Genomic DNA, 15,784 nt, shown 5'->3' with positions numbered 1-15,784 from the left:
TAAGTCCTCCTATTTCCCTGATAAGATTTCTTGCTCCATCATATTTATAATACTGAATATTTCGTCTTTTTTAGTTTTTAAGGCTGCCTTATTTACAATCATCCGAGCCGATATAGAGTGCATTTCCTCAAATACAATAAGTCCATTCTCTTGTAATGTTTTTCCTGTTTCAACAATATCTACAATCGCATCTGCCAATCCAAGAAGAGGAGCGATTTCTACAGAACCTTCTATTTTAATTATTTCTACATCCTCTCCCTTATCATGAAAATAAGTAGAAGTAATATGCGGGTATTTCGTAGCAATTCTTTTCTTCCGGTAACTCTTCGGATTATACGTAGGAATAGAAGCAACACAAAACTTACAAATCCCCACTCCTAAATCCAGCATTTCATAAATATCTTTCTCGTTTTCCATTAAAATATCTTTTCCAACGATCCCAATATCAGCTACCCCATGTTCTACATAAGTAGCAACATCAACCGCTTTTACTAAAATAAATGAAACATTTGTATTTTTACTTTGAAATACAAGCTTCCGACCTTTATTTTTGAGATCGGAACAATCAATTCCAATCTGCTCAAAAAGTGGAATGACATGTTTTTCTAACCTTCCTTTCGTTAACGCAATTTGAATGTTACGCATGAAGCCTCTCCTTCTTTCTGGACTACCCATTTCTCATTCCATACATATTCCACTAAATATTCATTCTTTGCCTCAACGACCGTTCCTATTTTATTTTTTCTTGCAAATTGAAAGGTATCGCTTAAATTAGAGAATAGAGATAACCAAGCATTTTTCCCATCCTTTCGAAGTAAATTTCGTAACCTTTCTGCTTCCGCTAATCTATTTAACTCATAATGAATCACAATATCAATTTGATTTCGTTCATATGGTTCTTGCTGCTCTTGCAGCGCCTTCACAATTTGATTTACTTGTACCGCGAGTCCAACAGCTGGCAGCATTTCTCCAAAATTCCCAATTAGCTCATCGTATCTTCCGCCACTAACGATTTCTTCTCCAATTTCATATATATATCCTTTGAAAATAACACCTGTATAGTAATCTAAGTGTTGAATCATGCCCAAATCAATTGATATGTAAGAACCATATCCTAACGTTTCAATTGTTTCATACATTTCTTTTACTCTTGCAATTGCCATTTTCATTTCATTACTTGAAGCAAGCTTTTCTGCCTCCTCAATAACTTCTAAATTTCCAAATAGCCTTGGTAATTTCTCAAGTAATCTTACTGTCTCATCGCATCGATCTAATTTCTTTTCTCCGATAAAATTTGAGAGGGCAGCATAATTTTTACTTTCTATATACGTTCTAAGTACCCTTTCTTCTTCATCATGGATGGAGAGCTTTTTTACAATACATTTATATAACTGTACTTGCCCAATCTCAATTGTAAAAGATTGCACCTTCAACTTTTGAAGTGCTTGAATGACACTTATTACACATTCAATTTCAGCTCTTACATTATCAATCCCGATAACTTCAATACCACTTTGTACGATTTCATTATATTTTCCAGAATGGGATTCATTCGCTCGAAATACATTCCCGCTATACGTCACTTTAAGTGGCGTATCCCATCTCTGTGTTCCAATCACTCTTGCTAAAGGAATTGTCATATCTGGACGTAAAACGATAATCCTTCCCTTCTCATCAAAAAATTTATACATCTTCTCTTCATCTATCGGTCTATTTTGAAATGCAAAAACATCATAAAATTCAATTGTAGGTGTTCTTATTTCCTCATAACCTCTCTCTAAAAAAGTAAGCCTTAATTTTTGCTCCACTTCTTCAATTAACGTACATTCTTCGAATAAATAATCTCTCGTTCCATTCGGGTTCGCCCGTTTCCATTTTGTCATCTAAATTTTCACACCTTTCCCCTTCTAATGTATGCCTATTTCATTCACCTAAGCCGAAAATAAAAAGAGCCTTGTAGACAAAATACCTACAAGGCTCTTCAGTAGAGTGTAGGTACAACGGGAATAACCCTTGTACCTACACGTTTTCACGCTAGGTTCAAGGGTTTCATGTATGATGATGTAGTTGTGTAAGCATTGTAATAGATTTTATTGTATTCATAATACTTACTCCCTTTCTCCTCTGATTTTCACATAGTATATAACAGTTAATTTTGAATGTAAATACATTTTTAATATTCCGTCACTTTTTTTAATGTAAAGCCACTTTTCTTTCATACTCTTTTATTTCTTGTTCATATTGCATTGTAATACTAATTTCATCTAAACCATTCAATAACTTCTCTTTCCACATTTTCTCGATTGTAAAATGGAATCTGTGCATATTCGTTATAATTATTTCATTTTCTAAATCAACTGTGATTTGTTCCCTCGCATCTGTTTTTGCAAGTTGTTCACGCATATCTTTGTCCATTACAATCGGTAACATGCCATTCTTCATACAATTCATATAAAAGATATCGGCAAATCCTCCAGCGATAATAACGCGGAAACCATAATCAGCAAGCGCCCATGGAGCATGTTCTCTAGAAGAGCCACATCCAAAATTATCACCTGTGATTAATATGCTGGCTCCTTTTCTTTCTTGCGCATTAAGCGGGAAATTAGGGTTTTCTTGGCGATTATTATCATATCGCCACTCATCAAATAAAAACTTCCCAAACCCAGTTCTTTCAATTCTCTTTAAATATTGCTTCGGAATAATTTGATCTGTATCAATGTTATCATTCATCAGTACTGCGGCAGTACCTTTATGAATACGAAATGGCTCCATCATAACTCTCCTTTCTAATATCAACAAAATGACCATGTAACGCAGCCGCTGCCGCCATTGCCGGGCTAACTAAATGCGTTCGTGCTCCCTTTCCTTGTCTTCCTTCAAAATTGCGATTTGACGTAGAGGCACAATGTTCTCCTTCAGGCACTTGATCTGGATTCATACCTAGACACATTGAGCATCCGGGCTCTCTCCATTCAAATCCAGCTTCTTCAAATATGCGATGTAATCCTTTATGCATCGCTGCTTCTCTTACCCTTTGAGATCCAGGTACAACAAGTGCTCGCACACCTTCTTTTACTTTTTTACCTTTCACGACAGATGCAGCAATTTCTAAATCAGAAAGCCTAGAATTTGTACAAGATCCAATGAAAACATGTTGAACTGGAATGTCATACGTACTTTGTCCAGGACTCAACCCCATATAAGAAAACGCTCTTTCGTCATTTGCATCATGCTTTTCTGGCAATTTCTCATCAATCCGAACACCCATACTAGGATTTGTTCCCCACGTAACGTACGGCGCTAAATCCGTAACATCTACTAGAATATGTAAATCATAAGCTGCATCTAAATCTGTATAAAGTTCTGACCATTTTTCCTTAATAGATTCATAGTCTTTCGGCGCATATTTACGCCCTTTTACGTAAGCAACCGTTTTTTCATCTGGCGCAATAATGCCAGCCTTTGCTCCCCCTTCAATTGCCATATTGCAAAGCGTCATCCTCTCTTCCATATCCATAGCATGAATGGTCTCTCCGTAAAATTCCATTACGTAACCTGTTCCAACTGCTACTCCGTACTTTGAAAGAAGGTGTAAAATAATATCTTTCGCATAAACACCTTGCGGTAACTTTCCTTTTAACTCAATGCCCATCGCTTTCGGCTTTCGTTGCCATAACGTTTGCGTTGCCAATACATGTTCCACTTCACTCGTACCAATACCAAACGCTAGTGCGCCAAAAGCACCGTGTGTTGCTGTATGACTATCACCACAAACAATCGTTTTTCCTGGCTGTGTGAGTCCAAGTTCTGGTCCTATAACATGAACGATCCCTTGCTCTTCATCTCCGATATCCGCTAATGGCACCTGAAATTGTTTACAGTTTTCCCGAAGTGTATCTAGTTGCTGCTTCGCAATGCGGTCGGTAATATTCCAAACATCTTTCGTTGGAATATTATGATCCATCGTTGCAAATGTTAAATCTGGTCTGCGGACTGTTCGATTTGTAAGCCGCAAGCCTTCAAAGGCTTGCGGTGACGTTACTTCATGAACAAGATGTAGATCGATATATAATAAATCCAATCCATTTTCATTTGTCGCAACTACATGTCTTTCCCAAAGCTTATCTAGTAACCTTTTCCCCATTATCTTCCTCTCCCTACTAACGCTTGCTCTTCCATTTCTTGAATAACTGCCTTTGTAAATGAAGTTGTCGTTTCAGTCCCCCCGATATCTGCTGTACATTTTCCAGATTTAAGGACTGCAGAAACTGCTTCTTCAATTGCACATCCTTCTCTCGTTAATCCGAACGATTGCCCAAGCATCATTGCAACAGAACGCATCATCGCAATTGGATTCGCCTTATTTTTCCCCGCAATATCCGGTGCTGATCCGTGAATAGGCTCGTATAATGAAGGCCCCTTTTCAGCGTGACTTGCTGATGGAAGCATTCCTAATGATCCAGCTAATACTGAAGCCTCATCACTTAAAATATCACCAAATAAATTTTCCGTTACAATAACGTCAAATCTTCCTGGATTCCGAATTAATTCCATAGCCGCTGCATCTACTAAAATGTGTTCTACTTCCACATTTGGGTAGCGAAGTGCTACTTCTTCTGTCACATTTCTCCATAGTTTACTAGACTCTAAAACATTCGCTTTATCAATAGATGTTACTTTTTTCTTCCGCTTATTTGCTAATTGAAAGGCATACGAAACGATACGTTCAATTTCATGTCGATGATACGTAAGTGTATCTGTCGCCACTTCTTCCGTTCGCTCTTTCGGATAAGAAAAATAAATTCCGCCTGTTAATTCACGAACGACAACGAAATCAATTTCATCAGCATTTTTTAATGGTGATAAATGTGCAGTTGCACTTTCTACCGTTACAGGGCGAACATTCGCAAATACACCGAGTCCTTTTCTTAATGCTAATAATCCTTTCTCAGGCCTTTCTTTCGCACTATCCCACCTTGGTCCACCTACTGCTCCAAGTAAAACCGCATCACTCGCTAAACAGGCGGCAAGTGTTCGCTGTGGTAATGGTTGCCCAGTTAAATCGATAGCAACACCACCAAAGTACTCATCTTGCAAATGAAAATGATGTCCATATAGCCTTTCTACCATATGCAATACTTCCTTCGCACTTTCCATAACTTCTGGACCAACACCATCACCAGCTAAACAAACGATACGTTTTTCCATTTTTAACACTCCTTTTAACTGAATTTTCAGAACCTTGATTTGATAGGTGAGGAAAGCTTCTCTCGCCTATCAAATATTTATTTCACAAGCGCTATAAGAGATTTTAATTTCCCTGCTGCATGGACATAAGCTCTCGCCGACGCTTCCAATACGTCTTGCGCAACTCCGAAACCTGATATTTGGTGACTACCTTCTTTTAATTCAACATGAACGTGAGCAAGTGCATCTTGACCTTGTGTAATAGATTGTATGCGATAATCTGCCAATTCACATTCTAATCCTAAAATTCTTTGAATCGCATTGTATATCGCTTCAATACTACCAGAACCAGTGGCTGCATCTTCATATACATTTCCTTCCTCATCCTTCAGCACAACTGTTGCGCATTGTGTACTATTTGATACGAAATGCACTTGTAATTGCGTAATGTTATATTGCTGGGCTGCAAATGCTGCTTCACCAAGCATAATTGCGCGTAAATCTTCCTCAGTAATTTCCTTTTTACGATCCGCCAATTTTTTAAATGCTTCGAATGCCGCATCTCGCTCTTCATTTGTAAATTCATAACCAAGTTCTTTCATTTTTTCCGTAAACGCATGACGGCCAGAATGTTTCCCAAGTACAAAGAGATTTTGAGATTCTCCTATAAGCGCTGGTTCGATAATTTCATAAGTTGTTACTTCTTTTAGAACCCCATCTTGGTGGATGCCTGATTCATGAGCAAATGCATTCGCTCCAACGATTGCTTTATTTTTCGGTACAACCATACCCGTTAACCTGCTTACTAATGTACTCGTTGCCTTAATCTCTTTTAAAGTCATCGAAGGTTCTGCTTTATAAAAATCTTTTCTAATATGAAGAGCAACCGCAACTTCTTCTAACGCTGCATTCCCTGCTCTTTCTCCAATGCCATTAATCGTTCCTTCTACTTGCAATGCTCCGCCTTCAACCGCAGCTAACGAATTTGCTACTGCCATACCAAGATCGTCGTGACAATGACAAGAAAAAATCGCTTTTTCATATGATGGAACGGATTCTTGTAAGTATTTAAAAAGAGAATAATATTCTTCCGGATTCGTATATCCAACTGTATCCGGAATATTAATTACATTCGCTCCTGCGCGAATCGCAGTTTCTACTGCTTCAGCTAAAAATGCTCTCGATGTTCTTGTCGCATCTTCTGCAGAAAATTGTACTGTCGGAAATAATGATTTTCCAAGCGTAACCGAACGATGAATACTATTTAACACATCTTCTTTTGACATACAAAGTTTATATTTCATATGAATATCACTCGTAGCTAGAAATACGTGTAGACGAGGAGATACAGCACCTTTCACAGCTTCATATGCTCTTCGAATGTCACTTTCTTTCGCTCTAGCTAAACTCATAACCGTAGCATTTTGAATTGTATTCGCGATGCGTTTTACCGATTGGAAGTCACCTTCGGAAGCTGCCGCGAATCCAGCTTCCATTACATGAATACCAAGCCTCTCTAATTGTCTAGCAATTTGTAACTTCTCTTGTTCATTTAAATTTACTCCTGGTGATTGTTCGCCATCACGAAGCGTTGTATCCATGAACAAAATCTGCTTCATATTATTTAATCCCTACCTTTACTCGCGGCTGTACGAATGGCATCATTTCACGTAATTTACGTCCTACTACTTCGATTTCATGTTCATTCTCTTTCTCATTTGTCGCGTGGAAATTTGGTCTTCCTGCTTTATGCTCTGCAATCCAGCCTCTTGCAAATGTACCATCTTGAATTTCTGCTAATACTGCCCCCATCGCTTTCTTCGTATCTTCAGTAACAACGCGTGGTCCTGATACGAAGTCTCCCCACTGCGCTGTATCTGAAACTGAATATCTCATATTTTCAAGTCCACCTTCATACATAAGGTCAACGATTAGCTTCAGTTCATGTAAACATTCAAAATATGCAAGTTCAGGCTGGTATCCCGCATCAACTAACGTTTCAAATCCTGCTTTTACAAGTGCAGTTACTCCGCCGCAGAGTACAGCTTGCTCTCCAAATAAATCTGTTTCTGTTTCTTCTTTAAACGTCGTTTCTAATACACCAGCTCTCGTTGCTCCAATTCCGTCAGCATAAGAAAGTGCTTTTTCAGTCGCAACTCCTGTTGCATCTTGATATACTGCAAATAATGCAGGAACAGCCCCTCCCTCGGCGAACGTACGGCGTACGAGATGCCCCGGTCCTTTTGGCGCTACTAGAAATACATCTACATTAGCTGGTGGTTTTACTTGATCAAAGTGAACATTAAATCCATGTGCGAACACGAGAGAGTTTCCAGCCTGTAAATTTGGTGCAATTTCAGCTTCATATACTTCTGGTTGTAATTCATCAGGTAATAGAATCATTACTACATCAGCTTTTTCCGCTGCTTCTGCTACTGTATATACAGAAAACCCATCTTCATTCGCTTTATCCCAAGACTTACCTTTTCTTAAACCTACTACTACATCAAATCCGTTATCACGTAAATTTTGCGCATGCGCATGACCTTGCGAGCCATATCCGATGATTGCTACTTTCTTTTCCTTTAATACATTTACTGTTACATCTTTCTCATAATAAACTTTTGCCATTTTCATTTCCCCCTATATTTAAATGATTATTGAATTAACATAACTTGCTTATCTTGTTTTTTCATACTACGTGTAAATGCTGTTACACCTGTTCTAGCAATTTCTTTTAAACCGTATGGACGAAGTAATTCAATTAACGCTTCTACTTTATCTTGCGTACCTGTTACTTGCACAACTATGGAATCCTTCCCAACATCTATTACAGCGGCTCGAAATGGTTCAATTAAACTATATAATTCTGCCCTCGCTACAGAAGTTGCTACTTTAATAAGAGCAAGCTCTCTAGCAATCATTGCTTCTTCTGTAATATCTGATACTTTCAGAACATCGATTTGCTTATGAAGTTGTTTAATTAACTGCTCAACTTGCTGTTCACTTTCAACGTGTACAACAATCGTCATTCGCGATATATCTGATGATTCTGTATGACCTACTGAAATACTTTCAATATTAAAATGTCTTCGTGTCATAACCCCTGTAATTCTGTTTAACACACCACTTTGATTTCGAACTGTCGCTGTAACAATTCTCTTCACCCTTTTTCCACTCCCTCCATTTGGTGAACACCTTTTCCTGGTGCAACCATCGGCATAACCTTCTCTGATTGAAGTACACGACAATCGATTACGACTGGCTCTTGTAATTCGATCGCATGCTGGATTTGCTTCTTTGTAAGAAGTGGATCGTCAATACGAACACCTTTTATACCATACGCATTCGCAAGAGCGACGAAATCTGGTTGGCATGGCAATAAAGAATGTGAATATCTTTGATTGTAAAATTCATCTTGCCATTGTCTTACCATTCCTAAAGCTTCATTATTTAAAATAAATACTTTAACGGGTAAAGCGTGTTCTTTTAATACACTTAATTCTTGCAGAGTCATTTGAAACCCAGCATCACCAACAATTGCAATAACTAATTCTTCAGGCTTTGCAATTTGCGCACCGATTGCTGCTGGAAATCCGAACCCCATCGTTCCTAATCCGCCAGAAGTTACCCATTTATCTGGATTTTTCAACGGATAGTATTGTGCTGTCCACATTTGATGTTGCCCAACGTCTGTTGTTACAATCGCTTCTCCTTTCGTGATTTCATATAGCATATCAATCGCGTATTGAGGTTTAATACTTTCAGAATTTCGTTTATAAGAGAATGGGTACTTTTCTTTTCTACTCTTTAATAAAGAGAGCCATTCATGATGATTTTCTTTCTTTCCTTCTGATTGAAGCAATACTTCTAACGCCCGCTTAGCACTTGCAACAATAGGAATCTCTGTTGGCACATTTTTCCCGATTTCTGCTGGATCAATATCGATATGTGCAACAGTCGCCCCTTTAGCAAAAAAAGCTAAATTCCCAGTAAGACGATCGTCAAATCTCGCACCTATATTAATGAGTAAGTCGCATTCATATAACGCCATATTGGCTGTGTAAGAACCGTGCATTCCCCCCATCCCTAGAAATAGCCCCTCATCTGGCGGAAAACCACCAAGTCCAAGTAACGTATGCACAACAGGGATTTCATATTTACGGGCAAAACTTGTCAATTCTTTCGAAGCTTTCGCATGCAGTATACCTGCTCCAGCTAAAATTAACGGTTTTTTTGCGGTTTCAATTGCTTGTAGTAATTTGTTTATTTGAAGTAGATTCGGTTCATAATTAGGGTTATATCCTGGTAAATCCATTTGTACATTGCTACATCGCTCACCTTTCTCGACTACCATATCTTTCGGAAGGTCAATAACGACTGGTCCTGGTCTTCCTGTTTTAGCAATATGAAATGCTTCTTTAATAATTCGAGGTAAATCTGAGGCCTTTCGCACTTGATAGTTATGTTTTGTCACTGGCATCGTAAGTCCCATAATATCCGCCTCTTGAAAAGCATCGCTCCCAATTAACGTTGTTGCTACTTGGCCTGTAAATACAACAAGTGGCAATGAATCAATCATCGCATCCGCTAGACCCGTAATTACATTTGTAGCACCTGGTCCACTCGTTGCAATTACAACCCCTGGGTTCCCTGTAATTCTGGCATACCCTTCAGCAGCGTGAATTGCCCCTTGCTCATGCCTTGTTAAAATATGCGGAATTTCACAATCATACAGTGCATCATAGAGAGGTAAAACGGCACCACCCGGATAACCGAAAATCACTTTTACGCCTTCCTTTTCTAGCGCTTCTAACAATAGCTGTGCACCAGTTGCCAGTTTCTCTTCCGTTTTTGAAGACATTGTTCTTATAAGCCCCCTTTTTCAAACTTTTATACAATAAAAAAATCCTACGTCCACACTCCAGCTATGTGCTGAAGGGACGAAAGATTTCGCGGTACCACCCTTCTTTGCAAGAATACTCTTGCCTCAGTGATCCATAAATGGATCTAGCTAATAACGGAGCTACCGTCTAAGCCTAGACAAATCCTTTAGCTTAGCACTCAAGGGCGATGTTCGTCGACGTGAACCATCGGTTTTCAGCAACCACCGACTCTCTGTGAGGCTTCACAATCAACTACTCCTCCCTATCAACGCTTTCTTATGTTAAAAAAGTTGTTATCCAACTTTATTTTCTTCGTAAATTTTCTCTCCATCTTCTACAACTAACTTACGAAACTCTTCTAATAAACGGTTCGTATGTGGACCTGTTTGCCCTAAGCCAATCGTTCTACCATCTACTGTCGTAACAGCAATAACTTCAGCAGCTGTTCCTGTTAAAAACACTTCATCAGCTACATATACATCATGTCTTGTAAATAACTCTTCTCTTACGTCATATCCAAGTTTTTCGCCGATTTCTAAAATGGCGTTTCGTGTAATACCTTCTAACGCTCCAGCAGAACTTGGTGGTGTAATTAATTTATTTCCTTTAACAATAAACACGTTATCTCCTGAGCCTTCAGCTACATATCCTTGATCATTTAACATAAGTGCTTCTTGTACTCCAGCTAATTTCGCTTCAATACGAACTAAAATATTGTTTAAGTAATTTAAAGATTTTACTTGAGGGGATAAAACATCGGGACGATTTCGGCGCGTTGCAACTGTTACAACTGGAATCCCTTTCTCATAATATTCTTGTGGGAATAAAGATAATTGTTCTGCAATTACTACTACATTCGGCTTCTTACATGAATCGGGATCCAATCCAAGATTTCCTGCTCCTCTTGATACAACAAGGCGAATGTATCCATTAGATAATTTATTTTGTCGAATCGTCTCAACAACAATATTTGTTACTTCATCTAATGAATATGGAATTTCTAAAAGGATTGATTTTGCTGATTCATACAACCGGACAAGATGCTCTCTCAAACGGAAAACATTACCGCTATAAACTCTAATTCCTTCAAACACTCCATCGCCATATAAATAGCCATGATCATATACTGAAACTTTTGCCTCATCTTTTGGAACAAATTCTCCATTTAAGAAAATCCATTGCTCATTCACTAGAAGCGCCTCCTATGTTCTATGAATTTTTTATTGTTTCCTAGTTTACTCTCCTTTCTAAATAAATCAAGTGAATTTTTAGAAAATTTATAATTTTTAATCGTACGTACTTCTTTACTTATATTGATTTAACAACATTGTTAACGTTTACAAAAAGCCAAAAAATTTTTTTCGCCAATTTCCACTAAAAAAAATATTTGTTTAAAAGAAGGATTTTCATCAATTGATACGAATCTATTGTATTCAATAAACGAACGTCCGATTTTATAAATCCGGGAATATATAACGACTTTTGCTGAAAAAGGGGGGAAATAACAAAAATAGCGCTGTCTAAAAATAACATTCATATTTTTCATTTCGTAATCATAATCCTATTTTTAAAAAACAATTTGTCAAAATGAAGGAGGAAATAAATATGGCGTGTGTACAAATTAAAGGAACGAGACAAGAGGTAGTAGAAATGCTGCGATTATTTGATCTAATGGATACGAAAGGTTTTTGTAAATTCGATAATTACGTAGAGGTAGAACCAAATACGCAAGAACATAATCATTTTATTGCTTCAATCGACATCCATTCAAATACTTCTTCTGCCCAAGATACATTAAACGATCAATTCGTTAGTCAAATGCTTACTGGCGTATATAACGACTAAACAAAGATTTACTTCCTACCGTCTTTTCATAAATGCAGTGAACTTGAGCATACTAGCAATTAGATGGTAGGAGGTGAGAATTATGGCTAGAATTGGCGTTGAAAACTCATTAACAGACGTTCAACAAGCTCTTCAGCAACAAGGTCATGAAGTTGTTACACTTAACTCAGAACAGGATGCACAAGGGTGTGATTGTTGCGTTGTAACTGGGCAAGATTCTAATGTGATGGGCATTGCAGATGCATCAATTAAAGGATCAGTCATTACAGCTCACGGTTTAACAACGGATGAAATTTGTCAACAAGTTGAAAGTCGCACTTAAAAAATGAAAGAGGACTCCTTTTAAAAGGAGTCCTCTTTTTTATATTCACCTAACGGGAAAGTAACATATACTGGATGAAAGCCCTACCTCTCTCTCATCATTACGGTTCCACTGACCGCTCCTTGATTCACTAGTATACATATATAGCTTACAAATACAATTTATAGGGTTTGTTCACAAAAGTTGTTGATAAAATTACCCGATCTTTCGCAAACTTTTCGTATTGCATTCATAAGAGATATTTACTTTACACTAGCTGTAACCGAGACACGAATTAAAATTCTAACACCAATACAATAGCTTGTCAATATTTTTCCGCAAATTAAAAACAGACATTAACGGTTTGTCTGTTTTAGAATGGAGCTTTTTCTTTTATTACATATACAACAAAGCCGCTTACTAACATAAATAAGCCAACTACTAAGTTTTTGATATTAATCATAAATTCCTCTCCCTTATTCCACACATCATATATATTTACATTTCAATTATTCCGATCATCCTAAAGCGCACTTTTTCTAATATATCATAATTCCTAAAAAATGCAAGTTCACTTTTGACGACCATTCACAAATTTATCTACAGTGCTTGGTACAGTACTTAAAGCCTTTTCAATTAAATGTGTACTGCTGTTGAGATGTAATACTTGCACCCCATTAGAACCAACTACTAAAAAAGCTACTGGACTAATAGAAACCCCAGCCCCGCTTCCTCCTCCAAATGGATGCCCTTGCTTGTTCTCTTTATGCTGATTTTGCCCACCGTTATGTTTTTCAGTAATGAAACCCCCTTTAAAATCACTTCCACCAGCTCCAAAACCAAAAGCCACTTGAGATACTGTTAATACAACATTTCCGTCAGCTGTTGAAACCGGGCTCCCAACAATTGTATTTACATCTACCATCTCTTTTAAATTTGTCATTGCCGTTTTCATTAAATTTTCAATTGGATGTTCCATTATGTATTGCACCCTTTCCTCATTATTCCTTTTTATACTTTCCAAAATAGAGGAAGTCATACTAACTTTTCCTATTTCAAGAAAACATTTTCCTCCTTTTAATAGATATTACTGCCCGTTAATGCGGGATAAAAAAGAAAAAGAGATACATACTACTATTGAACCTTGTTATGAAAGGAGCCATGACTTTGACTGAGAAATTTGATGATTATAAAAGAAGAGATAGAATAGATAGTGATTATAGTGACTATAAAGAAGAGTATGCCGCTGAGGTTGCACCACAACGCATTGATTATGATTACGATGATAAAGACGATAAAGATGTTGTAAAATCGTCCGCTGCTGGATCAACTGCTGGTTTTATCGCTCTTGCGCTATCTATCTTATCGCTATTTACATTCCCAACACTATTTGGTCTTGTTTCTGTTTTACTCGGTATTTACGCTTATAATCGCGGAGCTACTGTAACTGGCGGTATCGCTGCAGTTGTCGGTGGGATTGCTGCACTTATCGCAATTTTATTCCGAGTAGCACTTATTGGTTTATTGTTCTCCCTTTTCTAAAAAAGAAAAAGGTATCTCGCTTAACGCGGGATACCTTATCCTGTAAACACATCTTCCGATGGATATTTTATTTTTTGTTTTGCTGGTCGCGCTAAAGAGAACACAAGTGTTAATGGTCCAATTAATCCGCAGAACATAACAAACATAATAATACATTTTCCGAATGCCGATAGCTTTGCAGTAATTCCCATCGTTAATCCGACTGTACCAAACGCTGATATTGTCTCAAATAATAATTGAATAAAGCTGAAGTTTTCTGTAAGCATTAATATAAATACCGCTGCAAAAATAAGTATTTGACTGGCAACAGCAATCGCTAAGGCCCTCGTTACTGTCGACATTTTAATTGTACGCTGAAATAAAACAATTTCCTCCTTTTTTCTAAAGAAAGAAAGGACAGATGTAATTAAGATAACAAACGTTGTTAATTTAATTCCTCCACCTGTTGATACACTTCCTGCACCAATAAACATTAAAATCATCGTAAATAATATAGATGATTCTTCCATACCTCCATAGTCAACCGTATTAAATCCAGCTGTCCGCGGGGTAATACCTTGAAAGAAGGAAGCCCATAGTTTTTCATTTAAAGATAAATTCCCTAACGTCTTCACATTATTATATTCCAATACAAAAATTACAATCATTGCTATAACATTTAGCACTACTGTTCCAATAATCATTATTTTTGAGTGAAGTGATAATTTTCGAAAACTGCGACTATACCATATATCAATTAATACGGTAAAACCGAGTCCACCTATTACAATTAAAGAGCAAATCCCAATATTAATAATGGGATCTCCTACATATCTTGTTAAATTATCTGGCCATAAAGCAAAGCCTGCATTATTATAAGATGCAATTACATGAAAAATACTATAGTATAAACCTTTTCCAAAACCAAACTCTGGAATAAAGCGAAACGATAAAAAGATGACCCCAATAAGCTCAATACAAATCGAAAATATAAAGACACGCTTTACTAATTTTACAAGACCACCTATATTTGTTTGATTAAACGCTTCTCCAATTAATAAACGATGGCGTAATCCGATTTTTTTGCCTAATACCCAAACAATTAAAATGGCAATTGTCATAAGACCTAGACCACCTGTTTGAATTAAAAACATAATAACAATTTCGCCAAACATCGTAAATGTACTTGCTGTATCCACTACTCCCAAACCAGTTACGGTCGCTGCTGACGTTGCTGTAAAGAAAGCATCTACCCAACTAATATGTGCTTTCGTTGCGAATGGTAACTTTAATAACAAACCGCCAACCACAATTAAGCAGAAAAAACCTAACGCTAATATTTGTGGTGGGTTTAATCGTATAAGACGATTATACAGCCCTTGTTTTTTTGTTACTTCCATATCACTAACTCCCTTATTAAAGTGAAGCTTTCCCCTCATAAATAAAAAGCTTTTTAAAAGCCCTTAAAGAATTAGGACAAACCTTATATTCTTATAATATAGTTGAGCATAATCCTTTTTTTCATAGATTACAACTTTTATTTATATTCAGACTTCTTTTTCTTTTATGCTGGAAAACTATATATCCTAACTCAATATTGCTAGCAATAACAATTTCATATGTACTATTTTTCAAATCCCCATATCTTTCACTCTATGTTCACATAGAGGTCACATTCACCTTTTATAGTATATGTATCGAAGCTGTTCCTCCCTAATTTATAAGACATTCCCCAGTGTCTTTGAATAGCTTCCATCCCTAATTAAATTGACATAAATTGTCCCCTTCCCTTGACCATCTTATATGTGATGGTCTTATTTTTTTGTCTTTCTATCTTTTATTTAAAACTTCCTCTCTCTTTCACTCGATGTTCACACAGAGGTCACATCCACCTTTTATAGTATATATATCGAAGCTGTTCCTCCCTAATTTATAAGACATTCCCCAGTGTCTTTGAATAGCTTCCATCCCTAATTAAATTGACATAAATTGTCCCCTTCCCTTGACCATCTTATGTGATGGTCTTATTTTTTTGTCTTTC

General features: G+C 37.1%; 17 protein-coding genes and 1 other annotated feature. Of the genes, 3 read left to right on the top strand and 14 right to left on the bottom strand.

The genetic code is table 11. The annotated features are described in order from the left end of the window. Positions 1 to 9: 9 nt before the first annotated feature. The 11 genes from hisG to ACW0JX_RS07120 all read right to left on the bottom strand — a co-directional run bounded on the left by hisG (position 10) and on the right by ACW0JX_RS07120 (position 11,622). The gene (hisG, locus tag ACW0JX_RS07170) at positions 10 to 645 is read right to left on the bottom strand and encodes an ATP phosphoribosyltransferase (protein WP_029441809.1); all 636 of its coding nucleotides are present in this window, start codon (positions 643 to 645) and stop codon (positions 10 to 12) included. Then, positions 621 to 1,883 (bottom strand): ATP phosphoribosyltransferase regulatory subunit, encoded by a 1,263-nt coding sequence (locus ACW0JX_RS07165; protein ID WP_000170292.1) that lies wholly within the window; start codon positions 1,881 to 1,883, stop codon positions 621 to 623. Before ACW0JX_RS07165 ends, hisG begins: the two co-directional genes overlap by 25 nt. A gap of 310 nt (positions 1,884 to 2,193) precedes the next feature. Next, on the bottom strand, positions 2,194 to 2,775 hold the full coding sequence (leuD, locus tag ACW0JX_RS07160; RefSeq protein WP_000433187.1) for a 3-isopropylmalate dehydratase small subunit: 582 nt from the start codon (positions 2,773 to 2,775) through the stop codon (positions 2,194 to 2,196). After that, positions 2,753 to 4,147, bottom strand: a complete 1,395-nt coding sequence (gene leuC / locus ACW0JX_RS07155; protein ID WP_064531914.1) for a 3-isopropylmalate dehydratase large subunit — start codon at positions 4,145 to 4,147, stop codon at positions 2,753 to 2,755. The genes leuD and leuC overlap by 23 nt, the downstream gene beginning before the upstream one ends. Beyond that, positions 4,147 to 5,211 (bottom strand): 3-isopropylmalate dehydrogenase, encoded by a 1,065-nt coding sequence (gene leuB / locus ACW0JX_RS07150; RefSeq protein WP_053564917.1) that lies wholly within the window; start codon positions 5,209 to 5,211, stop codon positions 4,147 to 4,149. The genes leuC and leuB overlap by 1 nt, the downstream gene beginning before the upstream one ends. 77 nt (positions 5,212 to 5,288) lie before the next feature. Next, positions 5,289 to 6,809: a 2-isopropylmalate synthase gene (gene leuA / locus ACW0JX_RS07145; protein ID WP_000809593.1), complete on the bottom strand. Its 1,521-nt coding sequence runs from the start codon at positions 6,807 to 6,809 to the stop codon at positions 5,289 to 5,291. A 1-nt stretch (position 6,810) separates the two neighbouring features. Beyond that, positions 6,811 to 7,821 (bottom strand): ketol-acid reductoisomerase, encoded by a 1,011-nt coding sequence (gene ilvC / locus ACW0JX_RS07140; RefSeq protein WP_001151740.1) that lies wholly within the window; start codon positions 7,819 to 7,821, stop codon positions 6,811 to 6,813. Positions 7,822 to 7,847: 26 nt separating this feature from the next. Next, positions 7,848 to 8,357, bottom strand: a complete 510-nt coding sequence (ilvN, locus tag ACW0JX_RS07135; RefSeq protein WP_000822952.1) for an acetolactate synthase small subunit — start codon at positions 8,355 to 8,357, stop codon at positions 7,848 to 7,850. Continuing rightward, positions 8,354 to 10,054 (bottom strand): acetolactate synthase large subunit, encoded by a 1,701-nt coding sequence (gene ilvB, locus ACW0JX_RS07130; protein ID WP_459245529.1) that lies wholly within the window; start codon positions 10,052 to 10,054, stop codon positions 8,354 to 8,356. Before ilvB ends, ilvN begins: the two co-directional genes overlap by 4 nt. 72 nt (positions 10,055 to 10,126) lie before the next feature. After that, positions 10,127 to 10,354: a binding site (T-box leader), on the bottom strand. A 15-nt stretch (positions 10,355 to 10,369) separates the two neighbouring features. Beyond that, complete coding sequence (ilvE, locus tag ACW0JX_RS07125; protein WP_001005486.1) at positions 10,370 to 11,266, bottom strand: branched-chain-amino-acid transaminase; 897 nt, start codon at positions 11,264 to 11,266, stop codon at positions 10,370 to 10,372. A 140-nt stretch (positions 11,267 to 11,406) separates the two neighbouring features. After that, positions 11,407 to 11,622: a hypothetical protein gene (locus ACW0JX_RS07120; RefSeq protein WP_459245528.1), complete on the bottom strand. Its 216-nt coding sequence runs from the start codon at positions 11,620 to 11,622 to the stop codon at positions 11,407 to 11,409. Between the two features lie 59 nt (positions 11,623 to 11,681). Between ACW0JX_RS07120 and ACW0JX_RS07115 the strand changes: the two genes are divergently transcribed. Together ACW0JX_RS07115 and ACW0JX_RS07110 are read left to right on the top strand one after the other, a co-directional pair. After that, positions 11,682 to 11,921 (top strand): DUF3911 family protein, encoded by a 240-nt coding sequence (locus tag ACW0JX_RS07115; RefSeq protein ID WP_242806164.1) that lies wholly within the window; start codon positions 11,682 to 11,684, stop codon positions 11,919 to 11,921. 82 nt (positions 11,922 to 12,003) lie between these two features. After that, entirely contained in the window at positions 12,004 to 12,243 is a 240-nt protein-coding gene (locus ACW0JX_RS07110; protein WP_000101021.1) for a YkuS family protein, read from the top strand. Between the two features lie 352 nt (positions 12,244 to 12,595). Here ACW0JX_RS07110 and ACW0JX_RS07105 read toward each other — a convergent pair whose 3' ends face one another. Together ACW0JX_RS07105 and ytfJ are read right to left on the bottom strand one after the other, a co-directional pair. Next, positions 12,596 to 12,685 carry a hypothetical protein gene (locus ACW0JX_RS07105; protein ID WP_000608227.1) on the bottom strand — a complete coding sequence of 30 codons (90 nt, stop codon included), beginning with the start codon at positions 12,683 to 12,685 and terminating at the stop codon, positions 12,596 to 12,598. Between the two features lie 108 nt (positions 12,686 to 12,793). Then, positions 12,794 to 13,261 carry a GerW family sporulation protein gene (gene ytfJ, locus ACW0JX_RS07100; RefSeq protein ID WP_069355290.1) on the bottom strand — a complete coding sequence of 156 codons (468 nt, stop codon included), beginning with the start codon at positions 13,259 to 13,261 and terminating at the stop codon, positions 12,794 to 12,796. Between the two features lie 128 nt (positions 13,262 to 13,389). On the opposite strand from ytfJ, the gene ACW0JX_RS07095 reads away from it, so the two are divergent. Next, entirely contained in the window at positions 13,390 to 13,764 is a 375-nt protein-coding gene (locus ACW0JX_RS07095) for a hypothetical protein (RefSeq protein WP_000136546.1), read from the top strand. A 35-nt stretch (positions 13,765 to 13,799) separates the two neighbouring features. Here ACW0JX_RS07095 and ACW0JX_RS07090 read toward each other — a convergent pair whose 3' ends face one another. Next, entirely contained in the window at positions 13,800 to 15,143 is a 1,344-nt protein-coding gene (locus ACW0JX_RS07090) for a TrkH family potassium uptake protein (RefSeq protein ID WP_000454115.1), read from the bottom strand. Positions 15,144 to 15,784 lie beyond the last annotated feature (641 nt).

It is taken from the genome of Bacillus sp. C-3-6, from assembly GCF_054509685.1.
Note: the sequence above shows the minus strand (reverse complement) of the source record. Positions and strands in the feature narration are given on the sequence as shown.

Excerpts from the sequence above, each read along its gene's own strand:
- ilvB (WP_459245529.1), bottom strand. The coding sequence starts at position 10,054 with ATGTCTTCAAAAACGGAAGAGAAACTGGCAACTGGTGCACAGCTATTG.
- leuB (WP_053564917.1), bottom strand. The coding sequence starts at position 5,211 with ATGGAAAAACGTATCGTTTGTTTAGCTGGTGATGGTGTTGGTCCAGAA.
- hisG (WP_029441809.1), bottom strand. The coding sequence starts at position 645 with ATGCGTAACATTCAAATTGCGTTAACGAAAGGAAGGTTAGAAAAACAT.
- ACW0JX_RS07165 (WP_000170292.1), bottom strand. The coding sequence starts at position 1,883 with ATGACAAAATGGAAACGGGCGAACCCGAATGGAACGAGAGATTATTTA.
- ACW0JX_RS07110 (WP_000101021.1), top strand. The coding sequence starts at position 12,004 with ATGGCTAGAATTGGCGTTGAAAACTCATTAACAGACGTTCAACAAGCT.
- leuD (WP_000433187.1), bottom strand. The coding sequence starts at position 2,775 with ATGGAGCCATTTCGTATTCATAAAGGTACTGCCGCAGTACTGATGAAT.
- ACW0JX_RS07120 (WP_459245528.1), bottom strand. The coding sequence starts at position 11,622 with ATGAAAAATATGAATGTTATTTTTAGACAGCGCTATTTTTGTTATTTC.
- ilvC (WP_001151740.1), bottom strand. The coding sequence starts at position 7,821 with ATGGCAAAAGTTTATTATGAGAAAGATGTAACAGTAAATGTATTAAAG.
- leuA (WP_000809593.1), bottom strand. The coding sequence starts at position 6,809 with ATGAAGCAGATTTTGTTCATGGATACAACGCTTCGTGATGGCGAACAA.
- ACW0JX_RS07105 (WP_000608227.1), bottom strand. The coding sequence starts at position 12,685 with ATGATTAATATCAAAAACTTAGTAGTTGGCTTATTTATGTTAGTAAGC.
- ACW0JX_RS07090 (WP_000454115.1), bottom strand. The coding sequence starts at position 15,143 with ATGGAAGTAACAAAAAAACAAGGGCTGTATAATCGTCTTATACGATTA.
- leuC (WP_064531914.1), bottom strand. The coding sequence starts at position 4,147 with ATGGGGAAAAGGTTACTAGATAAGCTTTGGGAAAGACATGTAGTTGCG.
- ACW0JX_RS07115 (WP_242806164.1), top strand. The coding sequence starts at position 11,682 with ATGGCGTGTGTACAAATTAAAGGAACGAGACAAGAGGTAGTAGAAATG.
- ytfJ (WP_069355290.1), bottom strand. The coding sequence starts at position 13,261 with ATGACTTCCTCTATTTTGGAAAGTATAAAAAGGAATAATGAGGAAAGG.